The sequence below is a fragment of the Mesonia ostreae genome, from assembly GCF_031845265.1.
GTDB classification, from domain to species: Bacteria; Bacteroidota; Bacteroidia; order Flavobacteriales; family Flavobacteriaceae; genus Mesonia; species Mesonia ostreae.
This window is the reverse complement of record NZ_JAVRBG010000012.1, coordinates 75813-93663: the sequence shown is the minus strand read 5'-3', so window position 1 is coordinate 93663 and position 17851 is coordinate 75813. Positions and strand designations below refer to the sequence as shown.

General features: G+C 36.4%; 12 protein-coding genes. 2 read left to right on the top strand and 10 right to left on the bottom strand.

The annotated features are described in order from the left end of the window. Nucleotides 1-366: T9SS type B sorting domain-containing protein (locus RLT85_RS12115; RefSeq protein WP_311402309.1), on the top strand; the 366-nt coding region annotated here is incomplete at its 5' end. A gap of 626 nt (nucleotides 367-992) precedes the next feature. Here the strand turns inward: RLT85_RS12115 and RLT85_RS12110 are convergent. The 5 genes from RLT85_RS12110 to RLT85_RS12090 all read right to left on the bottom strand — a co-directional run bounded on the left by RLT85_RS12110 (nucleotide 993) and on the right by RLT85_RS12090 (nucleotide 11518). Then, entirely contained in the window at nucleotides 993-2771 is a 1779-nt protein-coding gene (locus RLT85_RS12110) for an AMP-dependent synthetase/ligase (protein WP_311402308.1), read from the bottom strand. Between the two features lie 188 nt (nucleotides 2772-2959). Beyond that, the gene (locus tag RLT85_RS12105) at nucleotides 2960-4396 is read right to left on the bottom strand and encodes a glycosyltransferase family 2 protein (protein ID WP_375712353.1); all 1437 of its coding nucleotides are present in this window, start codon (nucleotides 4394-4396) and stop codon (nucleotides 2960-2962) included. Between the two features lie 247 nt (nucleotides 4397-4643). Next, nucleotides 4644-8309 (bottom strand): phosphoribosylformylglycinamidine synthase, encoded by a 3666-nt coding sequence (purL, locus tag RLT85_RS12100; RefSeq protein ID WP_311402307.1) that lies wholly within the window; start codon nucleotides 8307-8309, stop codon nucleotides 4644-4646. Between the two features lie 108 nt (nucleotides 8310-8417). Further along, nucleotides 8418-10301, bottom strand: coding sequence for an endonuclease (locus RLT85_RS12095; protein ID WP_311402306.1), 1884 nt, complete (start codon nucleotides 10299-10301; stop codon nucleotides 8418-8420). A gap of 2 nt (nucleotides 10302-10303) precedes the next feature. Beyond that, on the bottom strand, nucleotides 10304-11518 hold the full coding sequence (locus RLT85_RS12090) for an RsmB/NOP family class I SAM-dependent RNA methyltransferase (protein WP_311402305.1): 1215 nt from the start codon (nucleotides 11516-11518) through the stop codon (nucleotides 10304-10306). Nucleotides 11519-11592: 74 nt separating this feature from the next. Here RLT85_RS12090 and RLT85_RS12085 point away from each other — a divergent pair, with 74 nt between their 5' ends. Continuing rightward, entirely contained in the window at nucleotides 11593-12672 is a 1080-nt protein-coding gene (locus tag RLT85_RS12085) for a WD40/YVTN/BNR-like repeat-containing protein (RefSeq protein ID WP_311402304.1), read from the top strand. Between the two features lie 30 nt (nucleotides 12673-12702). Here the strand turns inward: RLT85_RS12085 and RLT85_RS12080 are convergent, their stop codons facing one another. Genes RLT85_RS12080 through RLT85_RS12060 form a run of 5 tightly spaced genes read right to left on the bottom strand, consistent with a single transcriptional unit; the run spans nucleotide 12703 to nucleotide 17800 of the window. Next, entirely contained in the window at nucleotides 12703-13128 is a 426-nt protein-coding gene (locus RLT85_RS12080) for a hypothetical protein (RefSeq protein ID WP_311402303.1), read from the bottom strand. Further along, nucleotides 13125-13649, bottom strand: coding sequence for a hypothetical protein (locus RLT85_RS12075; protein ID WP_311402302.1), 525 nt, complete (start codon nucleotides 13647-13649; stop codon nucleotides 13125-13127). The genes RLT85_RS12080 and RLT85_RS12075 overlap by 4 nt, the downstream gene beginning before the upstream one ends. Before the next feature lie 18 nt (nucleotides 13650-13667). Beyond that, nucleotides 13668-14231, bottom strand: coding sequence for an RNA polymerase sigma factor (locus tag RLT85_RS12070; RefSeq protein WP_311402301.1), 564 nt, complete (start codon nucleotides 14229-14231; stop codon nucleotides 13668-13670). An 11-nt stretch (nucleotides 14232-14242) separates the two neighbouring features. Next, complete coding sequence (locus tag RLT85_RS12065; protein ID WP_311402300.1) at nucleotides 14243-16072, bottom strand: ABC transporter ATP-binding protein; 1830 nt, start codon at nucleotides 16070-16072, stop codon at nucleotides 14243-14245. A gap of 12 nt (nucleotides 16073-16084) precedes the next feature. Next, nucleotides 16085-17800 (bottom strand): phospho-sugar mutase, encoded by a 1716-nt coding sequence (locus RLT85_RS12060; protein WP_311402299.1) that lies wholly within the window; start codon nucleotides 17798-17800, stop codon nucleotides 16085-16087. Nucleotides 17801-17851: the final 51 nt, after the last annotated feature.

Sequence of the window (17851 nt, the reverse complement as noted above, 5' to 3'; positions counted from 1 at the left end):
GGTAGCTTAATTATAGATGGACTCTCAGGCGGAGAACACGAAGTTATAGGAAGAGATCAAGGAGGCTGTGGAGCCACCTTAAAAACAATCTCTTTCATAGATTATCCAGCCTTCTTTACACCAAACGAAGATGGATATAACGACAGATGGAACATCTTAGGACTGTCCAATCAATTAGATGCTAAGATTTATATCTTTGATCGCTACGGAAAGTTATTAAAACAACTAAGTCCGAGTAGTCCAGGATGGGATGGAACCTTTAATGGAACGCCAATGCCATCTAACGACTATTGGTTTAGAGTAGAATACACCGATATTGATGGCACCAGAAAAGAGTTTAAAGCCAACTTTACTTTAAAGAGGTAAACAGCCAATAACTTCTAATATTATAGACCGCCGTCTTTCAACTAAGTGTTGTGAGACGGCGGGCTTTTTTATGGGAGAAATCTTATGAGCCTAAAAAGATTATAGATAGCCTTATCATCTTATGATAGAGGTCAAGATAAAACTTCTTATCCTCTCAATCAATAGCCTAGAGTATATAGGAGTGGTGTATTTATTAATATGGCTAAAAAGGAAAGTTAGGAGGGCTTAATACCGCATTGTGTAAAGAGAGCAAGAATGTATAGATGATTATTTTCTATTCGAGTCAAGAACTCTTATTTAGGATAAGTGGATCCTAAGTTTGTATATCCTATCAAGATTATTAATAGCCAATTAAACTTAAAAATAGCAGCTCAATCAAGGAAATGAGAAGTAACGCAGCATGCTTTTTACATTAAATTTATTAGTAATAGTTAATCATCAGGTTGTAGTTTAATAACTGAAGGAAATAGATTTGCAAGAAACCGTTCGGGTGAATCTTTCGGAAGAAAAGATAGGAACAAAAAAGAGGTTGTCTAAAAAGTTAATTTCTGTCAACCTAAACTTAATTCAGAATGACAGTTTTTAAAACTTTTTAGACAGCCTCCTTTACTTATTCAAATTAAATTTTATTGAAGACCATAAATTTTATTATACAAGTCAGTATATTTTTCTTTGATGTTCTTTCTTTTCATTTTCATCGTGGGGGTAAGGTGATTATCCTCAACAGTCCAAACATCTGGAGTTAATTCAAATTTTTTCACTCTTTCCCATTGTCCAAAACGGTCATTATAGAAATCTACTTCTTTTTGAATTCTATCCATAACATCTGTTGATTGACAAAAATCTTTGTGAGATGATCCAATATCTATTTTTTTACGTTTGGCCCAATCTTTAACAAATTCAAAATTAGGTTGAATAAGAGCAGCTGGCATTTTTTGGCCTTCTCCTACAACCATAATTTGCTCAATAAATCGAGATTGCTTCATAATATTTTCAATCAATTGTGGAGCTACATATTTTCCGCCAGAAGTTTTGAACATTTCTTTCTTGCGATCGGTAATTTTTAAAAAGCCATCACTATCCAACTCTCCAATGTCTCCCGTATGAAAAAAACCATCTTCTAAAACTTCTTCAGTTTTTTCCTTGTCTTTAAAATAGCCTAGCATAACTTGAGGACCTTTTACCATAATCTCTCCGTCCTTAGCTATCCTTACTTCGGTTTCAGGAATAGGTTTTCCTACTGTACCTACTTTAAACCCTCTATCTCGCATATCGTTTACGGCAATCACAGGAGAAGTTTCCGTAAGCCCGTAACCTTCCATTACCGCAATTCCCGCTGCATTAAAGACACGAGCTAATCTAGGCTGTAGCGCAGCACTTCCAGATGCGATTACTTTTATATTTCCGCCAAGGGCTTCTTGCCATTTACTAAAAATTAATTTCTGGGCTACTTTAAGTTTGGTTTCGTACCACCAGCCATTTTCTTCGTAAGGCTTATATTCTAATCCCAGCTCTACCGCCCAATAAAACAATTTCTTTTTGACTCCTGTGAGCGAAGAACCTTTAGCAATAATTTTATCGTAAACCTTCTCTAGGACTCTAGGCACGGCCGACATCACATCGGGCTTTACTTCTTTTAAGTTGTCACTTATTTTATCTATAGATTCGGCAAAATAAATACTCGCACCATTATATTGGTACATATAAAGCAGCATGCGCTCGTAAATATGGCATACGGGCAAGAAACTCATCGCGACAGATTCTTTTTGCTCAAGCGGAAGACGTGTAGAACTGTTTATCGCATTACTCACAATATTTTTATGTGAAAGCATTACTCCTTTTGGCTTTCCTGTGGTTCCTGAAGTGTAGATAATCGTTGCTAAATCGTCTTCTGTAATTTGAGCTTTAATCGAATCGAGTTCTTCTTGATTGCTATCATCCTCACCTAACTCTAAAAGTTCTTTCCAGTTTTTTGTTCCTTCAATTCTATCAAAACTATACACCTCCTTAAGAGAAGGGATTTGACTCTTAATTTTATTTACCTTATCCAAAACCTCTTTGTCTGAAACAAAACAATATTTAGCTTCGCTATGGTTAAGGACATAGGCATATTCCTCTTCAGAAATACTCGGGTAAATAGGAACATCTTGTGCGCCTGTCTGTAAAATACCAATATCCATTATATTCCATTCCGTTCGATTGGAAGTAGAAATGATGGCGATATTATCTTTACGATTAATACCTAAGCGTAATAAAGCTCTACTTATTTTATTGGCTTTATTTATATATTCTTCCGTAGAAGTGGCAATCCAATCGTTTCCGTATTTGGTTACCAGTGATTTTTCTAGTTTGAAATTTTCCAACTGATAGTATGGAAAATCAAAAAGGCGTTTTACTTCAGTCATAATAAAAAGGAGTTATTCTCATGCAAAATATGAAAATAACTCCTCTTTTTATATTTATTTGTAATAAAAACTATCTATAGGTAAGCTAAATAGTTGTTGATCAGCTTTTTTTTCTGCTGAATTCATTCATTTTAGAAAGAATATTTAAAAATAAATCTGAATATACTCAACCTAAAAAATATATATTCTTAGGCTTTAATCGCTTCAGGTTTAGGCAACTCTCTAGTTAGCCATCCTCTTCTACTTGCGGTAGCAATCGCATAAGGCGTAATCCAGAATAAAGTAAACGTATAAAAAATACTATAAGGATAGGCCCAAAAAGATTCTAATACGGTGTGTTTCTTTGCGTAGAACAGCGCCTGAAAACTGGAGAATACCAAAATACTTATCAATGCAGATGTAATAAATAACAGCGGATAAGAAACGATAAAGAACAACATTAAAAGCATCATAGGATAAGATAATAAAATCTTAGACCATTGATTTAATAGTAGGATACGAGTTCCTGCTTTAGGACCGTTTCTAAAATTACCAAATGCGAATTTGCTCATGGCAATATTTTCTCTCACATTACTTCTTTCCCAACGAATAAACATCTTGTACAGATTTTTATAACGTTCTGGAATATTGGTATATACATAAGCATTACGTTGGAAAAGTACTTTGTAACCCTGCTTTAAAATCATATTGGTCATCGCACGATCCTCTCCAATATCTGAAGGTTGTCCGTTAAAAGTTTGCGTAATCCAATCTTCTAAACAATTAAAAACCGCTTCCTTACGATAGGCAGCCAAAGCTCCTGGCGTACATAAAACAGATCCTAATGCACTTTGTGCAGAGCGAACAAATTCAAAACTAAATGCAAAACTAACATTTAACATCTTAGGAATTAGTGCTTTTTTATTGTTAAGTACGCGCACATTCCCTGCCACAGCACCGCAGTCTTCGTTATTTACAAATGGGCTAGCCATATTTCGCAAGGTGTCTTCTTTTACAATAGAATCACTATCTACAGTAATAAAAACATCCCCGGTACCTAAATTAAATCCGCGGTAAAGCGCATGTCTTTTTCCTTTATTTTCTGGTTGTTGGTAGATCGCAAGACGGTCTCCCAATTCTTCTTTCGCTTTCTTCATCCAATTCCAAGTATCATCTTTACTACCGTCATCAATAGAGATTAACTGTATTTTTTCCTGCGGATAGTTACTCTTAGCCAAACTGATCAAAGTTTTCCAAACCAATTTTCCCTCATTATAAGCAGGTACGATAATGGTAAGAGTGGGAAGTTGCTCATCTAAAACAGAATCTACCACTTTGTATTTAAAATACAAGACCAATAAATAGATCAAGAAACCAAGATGAGTAGCCAATAAAGCTATTCCTCCTATACGCAAAGCGCTTCCCCATACATTATTCATTCTTTCTAAATGAATGGCTTCAAAGTAAGGATAAAAGAAATAAGTTACCGCTACGGCGGAAATAAGAAGTAAAAAAGTTCCTGCGAGAATAAGAAGTTTTTTCGAATTATTCTCTATACCGTCTTCAGATAAAGATTCGGTAGTAGTTTCTAAAAATTCTTGAGAAGACTCCATATTTTCCAATGGATTTTTTGAAGTAGTTTTCATATTATTTTTCTGTTTACTTCTCATAAGCCAATATCAGTGCCACAAGCTTAAGGCTTGATATACAGACAACTTTGAAAAAAAATATGTATTTAAGTGAGAAGCTTGTCAACACTTGTGGGGAATCTAACCTCAAAGCAAGCCTAATGCTATTATTTTTAAAATCTGAAAGAATCTAATTTTATTCCAAAACAAAAAGCTTGAAGTGTTTTATGACTTCAAGCTTATTAAATACTAGTGAATCTTAAATCTATTTATTTTCTAACCACTTACGTGCATTTACAAAAGCTTCTAACCAAGGCGTAACTTCATCATTTTTACGGTCTTTAGGGTAATTTGCCCAGTTCCACGTAAATGTAGAACGTTCTAAATGAGGCATCATTACCAAATGCCTACCCGAATTATCAGTAAGCAACGCCGTATTAAAATCGGAGCCGTTTGGGTTGGCAGGATAGGCATCATAGCCATATTTTCCCACAATATTGTATTTTTCTTCAGCATAAGGAAAACTAAATTTACCTTCTCCGTGTGCCGCCCAAATACCTAGTTTACTTCCAGAAAGGCTGCTTAGCATTACAGATTTGTTTTCTTTAATTTCTACGGAAGTAAAATTACATTCAAACTTATGGGAATCGTTATGAAGCATTTTAGGCTTTTCAGTATGCTCAGGATTTATTAATCCTAATTCTATAAATAACTGACAACCATTACAAACTCCTAAAGAAAGCGTGTCTTCCCGCTCAAAGAATTTCTTTAAAGCTGTATTGGCTTTTTCGTTGTATAAAAAGGCACCGGCCCAACCTTTGGCACTTCCCAAAACATCTGAGTTGGAGAATCCTCCCACGGCAGCGATAAATTGAATATCTTCTAAGGTTTCTCTACCGCTAATCAAATCGGTCATATGAACGTCTTTTACGTCAAAACCAGCCAAGTGCATCGCACGAGCCATTTCACGCTCAGAGTTAGAACCTTTTTCTCGAATAATCGCTGCTTTTATTTTTGGTTTAGCAGAATCGATTACGGGAAGCTTTCCATTGAACCCTTTTGGAAATTGATATGAAAGCGGTTGTTTTTTATAATTCTCAAAGCGCTCTTTGGCTAGTTTTTCTCCGCTTTGCTTTTGGTCTAATAAATAGGAAGTTTCATACCAAGCGTCGCGATACGTAGGGATGTTAAACTCAAATTTATCTGTGTGATTGGCAATTTCTAAGCTTCCGTTCGTAGTTACTTCTCCAATTTTGAAAAACGGAATTTCAAGTTGTTTTAGTATCGCTTCCGCGGAAGCGTTTTTAGTCTGAAATACAATTCCGCTATTCTCATTAAATAAGACTTTAGCCGAATCTTTCTCGTTGAGAGCACTTAAATCTATTCTCGCTCCTAAATCTACATCAGCAAAGCACATTTCTAATAAGGTAGTCACCAACCCTCCTGAAGCTACATCGTGTCCTGCAACAATATGATCTTCTTTGATGAGTTGCTGCATCGTATTAAAAATAGTTGCAAACAGCGAATCGTTTTTAATCGTTGGTACTTGCGTGCCTACTTTATTTAAAATTTGTGCAAAAGAAGAACCGCCTAATTTAAAATTGTCTTGCGATAAATTGATGTAGTAAATAGAACCGCCTTCTTTTTGCAGCACAGGCTCCACCACTTTAGAAATCTGATTACAGTTCGCAGCCGCGGAAATAATTACAGTTCCTGGAGAAATTACTTCCTTATCTGGATATTTCTGCTTCATCGAAAGCGAATCTTTCCCCGTAGGAACATTAATTCCCAAGTTGATGGCAAAATCTGAAATTCCCTTTACCGCAGCATATAAACGTGCATCTTCCCCTTCATTATTACAAGGCCACATCCAGTTGGCAGAAAGAGAAACAGATTTTAATCCTTTCTCTAAGGGCGCCCAAACCAAATTGGTAAGCGATTCTGCAATCGAATTTTTAGCACCCGCAACAGGATCAATTAATCCAGAAATAGGGGAGTGCCCAATAGAAGTCGCCACGCCTTGTATTCCTTTATAATCTAAAGCCATCACGCCCACATTATTTAAAGGCAATTGCAATGGTCCGACGGTTTGCTGTTTGGCGACCCTTCCAGAGACACAACGGTCTACTTTGTTGGTTAACCAATCTTTACAAGCCACCGCTTCCAGTTGAAGCACTTGCTTTACGTAATCGTATATTTTATTGGTATCATACGCTAACTCCGCATATTGATATTCAACGGTTTTGTCGGTCATAATGGTTTGGGGAGAGCTACCAAACATATCTTCCAAGGCTAAATCCATGGGTTTTTGTAAGGATTTATTTCCTAGAAAAGTAAACCTATGATCGTTGGTTACTTCTCCCACGCAATACATAGGCGAACGTTCGCGGTCTGCTACGCGTTGTAGGCTTGCGATTTGCTCTTTGCCAATCACTAATCCCATCCGTTCTTGAGATTCGTTTCCAATAATTTCTTTAGCAGAAAGCGTAGGATCTCCTACTGGAAGTTGGTCTAAATCGATTCTTCCTCCGGTTTCTTCTACCAATTCGCTTAAGCAATTTAGGTGTCCTCCTGCGCCGTGATCGTGAATAGAAACAATAGGATTTTCCTCCGCTTCTACCATACCTCGAATGGCATTGGCAGCACGTTTTTGCATTTCTGGATTAGAACGTTGAATTGCATTTAACTCGATCCCGCTGCTAAATTCTCCCGTATCTGCAGATGAAACTGCGGCACCGCCCATTCCAATTCTATAATTTTCACCGCCAAGAATCACAATTTGGTCTCCTTTTTTTGGAATATCTTTTAAAGCTTGGTCTTTTTTTCCGTAGCCAATTCCTCCAGCTTGCATGATTACTTTATCGTAACCCAAATGACGGTCATTCTCACTATGCTCAAAAGTAAGTACAGAACCTGTGATAAGCGGTTGTCCGAATTTATTTCCGAAATCTGAAGCTCCGTTAGAAGCTTTTATCAAAATATCCATTGGCGTTTGGTACAGCCATTGGCGCTCTTCCATGGCTTTTTCCCAAGGACGTTCTTCGTTAAGCCGACTGTAAGCTGTCATATAAACCGCGGTTCCTGCAAGGGGTAAAGAACCTTTTCCTCCTGCCAAGCGGTCTCTAATTTCTCCGCCACTTCCTGTAGCTGCGCCGTTAAAAGGCTCTACCGTGGTAGGGAAGTTGTGGGTTTCTGCTTTTAAAGAAATGACAGAATCGTACTCTTTATTATAGTAATAATCTGGCTTATCTGCCGATTTTGGAGCAAATTGCTCCACTCGTGGTCCGTTGATAAAAGCTACATTATCTTTATACGCCGAAACAATTTCGTTGGGATTCACTTCAGAAGTTTTTCTGATGAGTTTAAAAAGCGAGTGTGGCATTTCTTCTCCGTCAATAATAAACTTTCCGTTAAAGATTTTATGTCGGCAGTGTTCTGAATTTACTTGTGAAAACCCAAACACTTCAGAATCGGTTAAGCTTCTTCCTAACTTTTCTGAAAGTTGCTCTAGGTATTGTATTTCTTCTTTGTTTAAGGCTAAACCTTGTTGGTGATTGTACCTATCAATGTCTTCAATCTCCTTAATATGCTCTGGCTGAATATCGACATCAAAAATATCTTGATGTATCTCGTGGTATTTCTGCGAAAGCATAGGATCAAAATCATCTTCATCTCTTTCTACTCGCTCAAATTCTTCTATCCTAAGAATGCCTTTAATTCCCATATTTTGAGTAATCTCTACGGCGTTGGTACTCCAAGGCGTAATCATCGCGGCGCGAGGTCCTACAAAATCATCTGTCAAGGTTTCTTTATTGATTTGTTTGGCATCGCCAAAAAGCCAGTTAAGTTTTTGAATGTCTTGCTGAGATAACGGGGCTTGAGTTAGTACGGTATAAACCGTTTTTGAAGAGTTTCCGAAGAAAAGAATCATAATCGGTAGTTTGAGTTGTGTGTGAATTGCAAATTTACTTTTTTCTTTCAAGTATTGCTATAAAAAAAAGCGGCAATAAAGCCGCTTTTTTTGTCTGATCCTTAGAAATTAATTTTGAATCACTAATTTTTTTACCGCTGTTTTTCCTTCCGCGTTAAGCTTCAGAATATATAAACCATTATTTATTCCGCTAAGGTTAATTGCAGGAGCAGAAACATGCTGGTCTTGCTGAATCAATCTTCCGTTAAGGTCATAAATTTGATAATCATAAGAAACCTTGTTTTCTAGCCTAATGTAAAGTCTTTGTTGATTTACCGGGTTAGGGTAGAAGCTAAAATCGAGCTCTTGAGTTGCAACTCCTAAATCGTCTTCTCCCATAATATTAAAACTATCTACGGTCCAACGTGTAGCGTCGTCTCCATTAGAAGTGTCGTATTTAAAAGCAATATACACTTCTCCAGAAATAGAGCTAATGTCTATATTGGTAAAGATATTTTCTACAATGTTATTGCTATTACTAGGGTGCAATGGAATAGTTACGTTAGGAACCGATTGCCAGTTAGAGGCAGATGGACTTCCGTTACCGCTATAATCAGTAGAATATAAAAGTTGAAGCTCAGTTTCTCCGAATGAAGAGGCTGTAAAGAAGCTTAATTTTTCGTCCTGGAATGCGTCAAAATCTATAGGATTTGTCGTGATTAACCAGTCTTTACTAGGAACTTGATTTCCTTGAGAAAACCCATTCATTTGGTAAGCGCCCGTATTATTTTCGCCAAATTGCGTAGTGCATTCCCAATCTACAGCGCTTAATTCTGATATTGCGGTAAACTGAATGTTGTTACAGTCTTCAAAATCTTCATTAAAGATAACTTCTGGCGCATCTAAGGTAGTTATAGTTACCGTATTGCTTAACGCGGAAGTGTTTCCGTAGGCGTCTAATGCTTTAACGGCAAAAGAATAATTGGTATTTGGAGATAGGCCTGTAATGCTAACTTGTGTGGAAGCTACGTTTTCTACAAGTAATCCATTTTGTTCAACTTGATAAGAAACCACTCCTACATTATCTGTAGAGGCATTCCAAGATAAGTCTGTTGAATAGGCAGCGATATTTTGTGCCACTAAGTTGGTAGGATCTGTTGGCGCTTCTGTGTCTGGGTTTGGATCCCAAATCATTGCGACCATTGCTGGATTATCAATATAAGGATTTCTATTCCCTTGAAAGTTAAAAGCAGCATTGTTACGATCTAATTCTTTTTGAGAAACAGGATCTGCATTATGCCATTGAATTAGCATCGCTAGCATCCAATCTTCAAAAACCTGATCTGAAGTTCCGTTAAGGGTATTTTGGCTTCCGTCATTTGCAGACTCCCAGCTTCCTATTTGACTTTCATATCTTGTAGCCATATAGAAATAAACACGGGCAATATCTCCTTTAAACTCATCTATAGGTTCAAAGACAGTTCCGTTATAAGCGTTAGGATGATTGTAAATATTGTTTCCCTTCTTTGAACCATTGTTGGAAGTATAAGAGGCGTTATTCACTTCTCCAAAAGGAAGGTGACCTCGCTGTCCATTTACATAACCATCTGCGGGATACACATGTTGAATATCTGTTTTCATGGGAGAAGAAGAGCCAAACCAACTTTGTGGCATAAGGTGTTCTCTATTGTAGCAAGAACCTTCTCCAGAATAATTTCCGCATTGATCAGAACCAAAGGTGTAGGTATATGAATCTGTGCCCGTTGGGTTTTCAGAATAAATATCTAAAACGGTGCCATCATTTTCGTAATAAATATCTACATCTGAAATATAATATCCATCCCAAAGGTCTCCATAACTTTGTGGAGAATGACCATTGGTGATGATGTTGCTTAATTCAGATTTTAAATTATATCCAGTTAATCCTTGGGTACTGCTATAATAGCCGGCAGGAGCTTGCGCAAAGGTAAAAATGCTAGCCAATAAAAAACCTAGTAATGTAATTTTTTTCATGTTTATGAATTTTTAATTAATCTCGCCATATAAAAGCCATCATATCCTGATTCGTGGCTCAAAACAATTTTTTCGTCCTCTAAGGAAAATCCCTTTCCTTCCTCTGAAGCTAAAAACGATTTTACTTGTCCTTGATTCTCAGAGGGAAGTATAGAACAAGTCGCATACACCATTTTACCTCCTTTTTTAAGAATTTTAGAATAATCGCTTAAAATTTCTTGTTGGGTATTTCTTATGCGATCTAAAAACTCTGGCTGAAGCTTCCATTTCGCGTCTGGGTTTCTGCTTAAGACACCTAATCCGCTACAAGGCGCGTCAATAAGAACACGGTCTGCGGAGTTGTGTAATTTTTTAATCACTTTAGTGCTATCTATTTCGCGCGTTTCAATATTATGTGCGCCAGCACGCTTAGCTCTTCTTTTAAGCTCTTTCAGTTTATTTCCGTAAATATCTAAGGCTATAATTTGACCTTTATTTTCCATGATAGCTGCTAAATGCAAGGTTTTTCCGCCTGCGCCAGCACAAGTATCAACTACACGCATTCCAGGTTCTACCTGTAAAAACGGAGCTACGAGCTGGGAAGATGCATCTTGTACTTCAAAAAGGCCTTCCTTAAAAATTTCTGTAGAAAAAACATTGGCGCGTTCGTCCAATTCTATTGCTGAAGGGTATTTCTTTAAAGAATGCGCTTCAATACTTTCTGCAAATAAGCTATCTCTTAATTTTTTTGGAGTGGCTTTTAGGCTGTTAGCTCTTAAAACTACAGGAGCCATTTGGTTTAAAGCCGCAATTTCCCTAGTCCATTTTTGTTCTCCTAATTCTTTTACGCCAAGTTCATCCATCCAATCTGGAATAGATTCTTTAAACTTTCTTGTTTTAGAAAGTTCGTCAAATCTTCCTTTAATTCTTCTAGTAGGTGTGTCCTCTAATTGTTTCCAATCTGGAAGCTGAATTCCTTTAAGGGTAGCCCAAACTGCAAAAAGCCTAAATAAATTAGGTCTAGAAAAAGGTTCTTTTACTTCGGCTATTTCGGCATAAAGTCTTTTCCAACGTACAATGTCATATACTGTTTCTGCGATAAAACTACGATCTCTAGAGCCCCAGCGTTTATCTCTTTTTAAGGCTTTTGATATTTCTTTATCGGCATATTTGCCTTCGTTAAAGACGTTGTTTAACGTGTCAATTACTGCAAAGACAAGATTTCTGTGTAAACGCATGTATAAAAATTTAGCGGGCAAAGTTAATGATTTTTCTGTGGGAATAATGGTATATTTGAATTTAAATCCATTTCATGAGAGCCCTAGTTTTTATTTTTTTTATGTTTCTTTTTTGCGGGTGTGTAAATGTCTCACAAAAAGATACTTCGTTAAAAGATTTTAATGATGTAAAAATAGAAACCATCTTAGAGCGACCTGTAAGTATTAGAGCGCTTGAGGTTTGTGAAGATCATATTTTTTACGGAGCTTCCCAAGGAGAGTTTGGGTATTTAAATACAGCCGACAATTCTGTGGCCTACATTGGGCAAGTGCAAGAAGCCAAAAACCTTGAGTTTAGAGCTATTTCTAGAACCAAGAAGGCCGATTATATTCTCACCGCAGGAAGTCCTGCTTTGCTCTATAAAGTCAATTATTTTGGGAAGCGTAAGCTAAGTCATAAAGAAGAAGGAGAGAAGGTTTTTTATGATGCCATGGCTTTTTGGGATGACCTAAACGGAATTGCGATGGGAGACCCCACCAAAGAGTGTATTTCTATTTTAATTACTAAAGATGGTGGCGAAAGTTGGGCTTCTGTGCCTTGTGAAAATTTGCCTAAAGTGGTGGAAGGCGAAGCTGCTTTTGCGGCAAGCAATACCAATATTTCTATTGATGGAAAGAAAGTATGGATTGCTACGGGAGGAAAAGTTTCTCGGGTGTATTTTTCAGAAGATAGGGGAGTATCTTGGAAAGTTTCTTCTACGCCCATTATTTCTGGGAAGGAAACTACTGGAGTTTACACCATGGATTTTTACGATGAGAATGTCGGAATTATTATGGGAGGCGATTACACGCAACCCGAATCTCAACAGCAAAATAAAGCGATGACCTACGATGGCGGTAAAACTTGGAAACTCATTGCAGATGGAGAAGAGCCGGGCTATAAAAGTTGCGTTAAGTTTGTGCCCAATAGCAATGCGAAAGAAATTATAGCGGTTGGTTTTACAGGAATCTCTTACTCGGCAGATTATGGAGAAACCTGGGCGCAGTTAAGCGATGAACCATTTTATACGATTAGCTTTTTAAATGATTATACTGCCTATGCTGCAGGAAAGGGAAAAATTGCCAAACTGGTGTTTATAGAAAATGGCCCAAAACCAGAAGTCTTGAGCCATTAACGAATTAACACTAACCAAAATTATGAATCTTTAATCTCTTTTATACTGTTTTAAAAGGATTTTATGAAAATCCCGTTCTGCTTTTTTGAGCATAAGTATTTTTTTATAGCTGATCACTTGATGTAATTCTTTTACAAATTCTCCTTTAAGCGCTGCACTTTCTTCTTTAAGACTCACATATTGCTCTACAAGAATTTTAGCTGTTTCTTCATCAATGGTATCAATTAAGTCAATACCGTTTTTAACATCACACCATTTTACTTCGTAAAGATTGTCGGTTTTTTCCTCAAATTCATTGTAAATAGGCCAAAAGCTCTCTGCCTCTTTCTTAGACAAGTCTAAAGCTTTGGTGATGTGCGCAATTTTTAGCGATTTTATTTTCTCATCATCCGTTTGCGCAAGCATAAGCTGCGAGGAGAAAAGAAAAATAAAGGCTATGTATATTATTTTTTTCATTTTTCAATTAAGGTAATAAGTTCTGCATTTTCAGAAAGGTAATCTAAAATAGCATCTTCATCAATGCTTTTTAATTGTTTTTCATCTACGCTAATGCTTCCGTTAAGAGGGGTTTCTAAATCTCTAAATTCAAAATCGAAAAAGTCTTTTTCTAATTGTTCTTCCAAAGCAATAGGATCTATATTTTGCTGATTTGTTATAGCATCAAATGAATACTGATTTTTCAAAACAAACAATCCAATAATGAAAATTGCAGCAATCCCAGAAGCTCTAATTATATTTTCTCTGCTGAAAAGGGAAATAACTCTTCTCTTTTTAGTCTCTTGAGGTAATTTCACTTCAAATTCTTCAAAATAATTCTGCGGAACTTTAAATCCAGTTTTTATAGGCTGATTTTCAAAATTATCTTCTAGCTCATTTTGTTGCTGTAATAAAGCCTGACTTACCTGAAAATCTTCAAAATAATTTTCTGGTACTTTAAAACCCGTTTGGGTTCCGAATATGTCTTTCTTGTGCTTCATTCTATTCTTTAGACTGCATTAATCCATGAAGGTTTGATCCTTAGCTAGAAAATCTTTTATTTTTTTTACCGCATGGTGGTAATTAGACTTTAAGGCGCCTTCTGTAACCTCCAAGATTTCAGAAATCTCTTTGTATTTTAGTTCCTGAAAATACTTCATATGAAACACCTGCCGTTGTTTTTCGGGCAATTGCGCTACCGCTTTTTGTAGCGCAAGTTGTATTTTATCTCCCTCGTAATATACATCACTTTCTAAATTATCTATAAGATGGTCTTGCAATTCTTGGTTAGAAATCTGTAGTTTTTTTGCTTTCTTGTTTAAAAAAGTAATGGATTCGTTCGTAGCAATACGATACATCCAACTGTACAATTTACTTTCTTCTTTAAAGTTCTTGATGTATTTAAAAACTTTGATAAATGTATTTTGAAGCACATCGTGGGTGTCTTCATGGTTTTTTAGCATATTTCTAATATGCCAATAAAGAGGTTCCTTGTATAGTTGTACAAGTTCTTGAAAAGCAGCATCGGCATTTTTACCTGCCTTGAGCCTTTTTACAATATTTTTCTCCTTATCGGTGAGCATACACGAATGTCTTATTCTAAAGTTTGCATGTCTACCAGGCCTTTATAAGCTCCGTTAAGCGCTAAGAGTTCCTGATGCTTTCCTTGCTCTACGATTGTTCCTTTTCGCATCACCACAATGTGATCTGCATTTTGAATGGTAGAAAGTCTATGTGCAATCACAATAGATGTTCTATTCTTCATCATGTTTTCTAAGGCTTTTTGCACCAGTTGTTCACTTTCGGTATCTAGGGCAGAAGTAGCTTCATCTAAAATCATAATTGGAGGATTCTTAAGTACTGCTCTTGCAATCGATAAGCGTTGTTTTTGTCCGCCACTAAGTTTGTTTCCACTGTCTCCAATGTTAGTGTCTAATCCTTTGGGTAATTCAGATACAAATTCCCATGCATTGGCAATTTTAAGTGCTTCAATAATTTCCTCATCGGTCGCATCGTCTTTTCCCAAGGCGATATTGTTTCTAACCGTATCATTAAAAAGTATAGAATCTTGAGTAACCAAGCCGGTTAAATCTCTTAATGACTTTTTAGAAAGATTTTTAATGTTAACGCCGTCTACTTTTATTTCTCCTTTATTTACATCGTAAAAACGAGTCACTAAATTGGCAATCGTAGATTTTCCACTTCCAGACTGACCTACTAATGCCACGGTCTCTCCTTTTTTTACCTTTAAAGAAAAGTCTTTTAAAACATCTTCGTTTTCATATCCAAAAGAAATATGATCTATAGAAATTTCATCTTCAAAACTTTCTTTAGGAGTAGGACTGGGGTGTTCTTTAACGCTGGTTTCGGTTTCTATAATTTCGTGAATGCGCTCTGCACTAGCATTTCCTTTTTGAATACTATAAGTAGCTTTAGAAATTGCTTTTGCCGGCGTTAGAATATTGTATGTAAGCACCAAAAAACCAATAAAAGTAGAGGCGTCCATTGTTTTATCTATAAGAACCATTTGACCTCCATACCATAATATAATGGTAATTACTGCCACGCCTAAAAACTCGCTCATAGGAGAAGCCAAATTTTGACGATGTAAAAGGGAATTTAAAATTCGGTTTAAGTTATTGGTGCTCTCTTCAAATTTTGCTCTAAATTTTCTTTCGGCATTAAAGCCTTTTATAATTTTTAAGCTAGAAAGCGTTTCTTCTACAATAGAAAGAAAATTGGCATTTTCTTGTTGTGCTTTATTAGACTTAGATTTTAATTTTTTTCCGATACTAGAAATTAGTAATCCTGCAATGGGAAGAAAAACAAGTACAAAAACAGTTAGCTGCGGACTAATCACCAGCATCCCAGCAAGCGTAAAGATAATAGTAAGCGGTTCTTTAATAAACATTTCTAACATGCTCAAAAACGAAGATTGAATCTCTTGCACATCACTCGTGATTCTAGAAATAGTATCTCCTTTTTTCTTTTCGGAAAAAAATGCAATAGGAAGCTCGGTAATTTTTTCGTAAATTTTATTTCTAATGTCTCGCAACATCCCATTTCTTAAGGAGGCGATAAAATACATCGCCATATAATTGAAGAAATTTTTTAAAAAGAATAAGATGATGACTAAAATACAAATGGTAATCAATGCAGAAATAGGTCCATATTCTTCTACCCGTTGATTCAGAAAAAAGTTGGCATAATCACTGGCATAATCCTTAAAACTTCCAAATTCTCCATCCCAAATGGGTTCAATTAAAATAGGCTCTTCTTCTTGAAAAAGAACCTGAAGCATAGGAATAAAAGCTAAAAATGAAAGCGTACTAAAAAGGGCATAGAAGATATTACAAATAATATTCAGAACGGCAAAATGCTTGTAAGGCTTAGCAAACTGAAGAACTTTTTTAAAATAACTCATCTATCTTCCTAATTAAAAATTAAAATACGACAACATAGATTCAATTTTATGATCTAATTCTTGCTTTACTTTAGCGTAGTTTTCGGTTTTATCTAAAGGAGCATTTGTACTTACATAAAACTTTATCTTAGGTTCTGTCCCACTAGGTCGGGCTGCGATTTGAGTACCATCTTCTAGATGGTAAATCAATACGTTAGACTTGGGAATATCCAAGATTGTTTTTTTGTTGGTTAGTACCTCTTGCGCCTCAGAGATTTGATAATCTTCTACTTTTTGCACAGCAATGCCTCCAAAATGAGTAGGAGTTTCTTCTCGCAGTTGTTTAAGCATTTCTTGTATCTCTTGCGCTCCTTCAATGCCTATCTTTACTAAAGAAACCAATTCTTCTTGGTACACGCCGTGGGTTTTGTAAAGTTCTAATAACTGCTCGTAAACAGAGCTATTTTTGTTTTTTGCTTCCGCAGCAATTTCACAAATAAGTAGGGTAGAAGTAACCGCATCTTTATCGCGTACAAAATCACCAACCATAAAACCAAAACTCTCTTCCCCGCCACCAATAAACTCTTGGTTAGGGAAGTCTTTGATCATTTTAGCAATCCATTTAAAACCGGTTAATCCCACTTTGCATTCTATGCCGTAATGCTTTGCTAATTTTAGCATCATAGGTGTAGAAACGATGGTAGAGGCTATAAATTCGTCTCCTTTAAATCCTTGGTTTTGCTGGTGTTCTTTTAATAAAAAATCTGTCATTAAAACCATGGCTTGATTTCCGTTAAGCACAACCATTTCTCCTTCTTGATTTCTCACCGCGATTCCTAGTCTATCACTATCGGGATCTGTTCCTATAACGATATCTGCCTGTTCTTTTTCGGCAAGTTCTAAAGCCATTTTTAAGGCTTCAGGCTCTTCTGGATTGGGCGATTTTACCGTTGGGAAATCTCCGTTAGGTTCGGCTTGCTCTTCCACCACTTTTACATTGGTGTATCCTGCTCGTTTTAAAACTTCGGGGATTAAGGTGATTGAAGTTCCGTGGAGGGAGGTGAAAATAATTTTTAAAGCTGATTTCGCTTCCGCGGAAGCGTTAAAACTACCATTTTTAATAGAGGCAGTGATAAAAGCTTCGTCCACTTCTTTATCAATAAATTGAATGAGTTCTTTTTTGGCCTCAAAATTTATATGTTGGTATTCTAGGTTTTCTATCTCGTTGATAATTTCGGCATCTTCTGGAGGAACCAACTGTCCGCCATCTTTCCAATAAACTTTGTAACCGTTGTATTCAGGAGGATTATGACTCGCGGTAAGAACAATTCCGCATTGGCAGTTGAGGTATTTTACCGCAAAAGAAAGCTCTGGCGTGGGTCTAAGATCAGAAAATAAGAAGACTTTAATCCCATTTGCTGAAAACACATTAGCTACAATTTGAGCCAATTCTTTACTATTGTGTCTACAATCATAAGCTATCGCAACTTGTAATTGCTCGTTGGGAAATCGCTTTTTTAAGTAGCTAGAAATTCCTTGGGTATTTTTTCCTAAGGTATATTTATTGATTCGATTGGTACCCACGCCCATAATACCGCGCATTCCTCCCGTACCAAAGGCTAAATTTTTATAAAAACTATCTTTAAGTTTATTAGCATCATGCTCTATAAGATGTTGCGTTTGCTGTCTTGTATGTGTGTCAAAGGTGTCTGATAGCCAGTTTTTGGCTTTAGAAAGTATTTCTTTCATAGATTTTTGCTCGTTATAAAATGCAAAAGTAAAGAATATTACTGAAGCGAG

Coding starts and splice junctions, on each gene's coding strand:
- purL (WP_311402307.1), bottom strand. CDS start 8,309: ATGATTCTTTTCTTCGGAAACTCTTCAAAAACGGTTTATACCGTACTA.
- RLT85_RS12060 (WP_311402299.1), bottom strand. CDS start 17,800: ATGAAAGAAATACTTTCTAAAGCCAAAAACTGGCTATCAGACACCTTT.
- RLT85_RS12070 (WP_311402301.1), bottom strand. CDS start 14,231: ATGCTCACCGATAAGGAGAAAAATATTGTAAAAAGGCTCAAGGCAGGT.
- RLT85_RS12075 (WP_311402302.1), bottom strand. CDS start 13,649: ATGAAGCACAAGAAAGACATATTCGGAACCCAAACGGGTTTTAAAGTA.
- RLT85_RS12065 (WP_311402300.1), bottom strand. CDS start 16,072: ATGAGTTATTTTAAAAAAGTTCTTCAGTTTGCTAAGCCTTACAAGCAT.
- RLT85_RS12080 (WP_311402303.1), bottom strand. CDS start 13,128: ATGAAAAAAATAATATACATAGCCTTTATTTTTCTTTTCTCCTCGCAG.
- RLT85_RS12085 (WP_311402304.1), top strand. CDS start 11,593: ATGAGAGCCCTAGTTTTTATTTTTTTTATGTTTCTTTTTTGCGGGTGT.
- RLT85_RS12090 (WP_311402305.1), bottom strand. CDS start 11,518: ATGCGTTTACACAGAAATCTTGTCTTTGCAGTAATTGACACGTTAAAC.
- RLT85_RS12095 (WP_311402306.1), bottom strand. CDS start 10,301: ATGAAAAAAATTACATTACTAGGTTTTTTATTGGCTAGCATTTTTACC.
- RLT85_RS12110 (WP_311402308.1), bottom strand. CDS start 2,771: ATGACTGAAGTAAAACGCCTTTTTGATTTTCCATACTATCAGTTGGAA.
- RLT85_RS12105 (WP_375712353.1), bottom strand. CDS start 4,396: ATGAAAACTACTTCAAAAAATCCATTGGAAAATATGGAGTCTTCTCAA.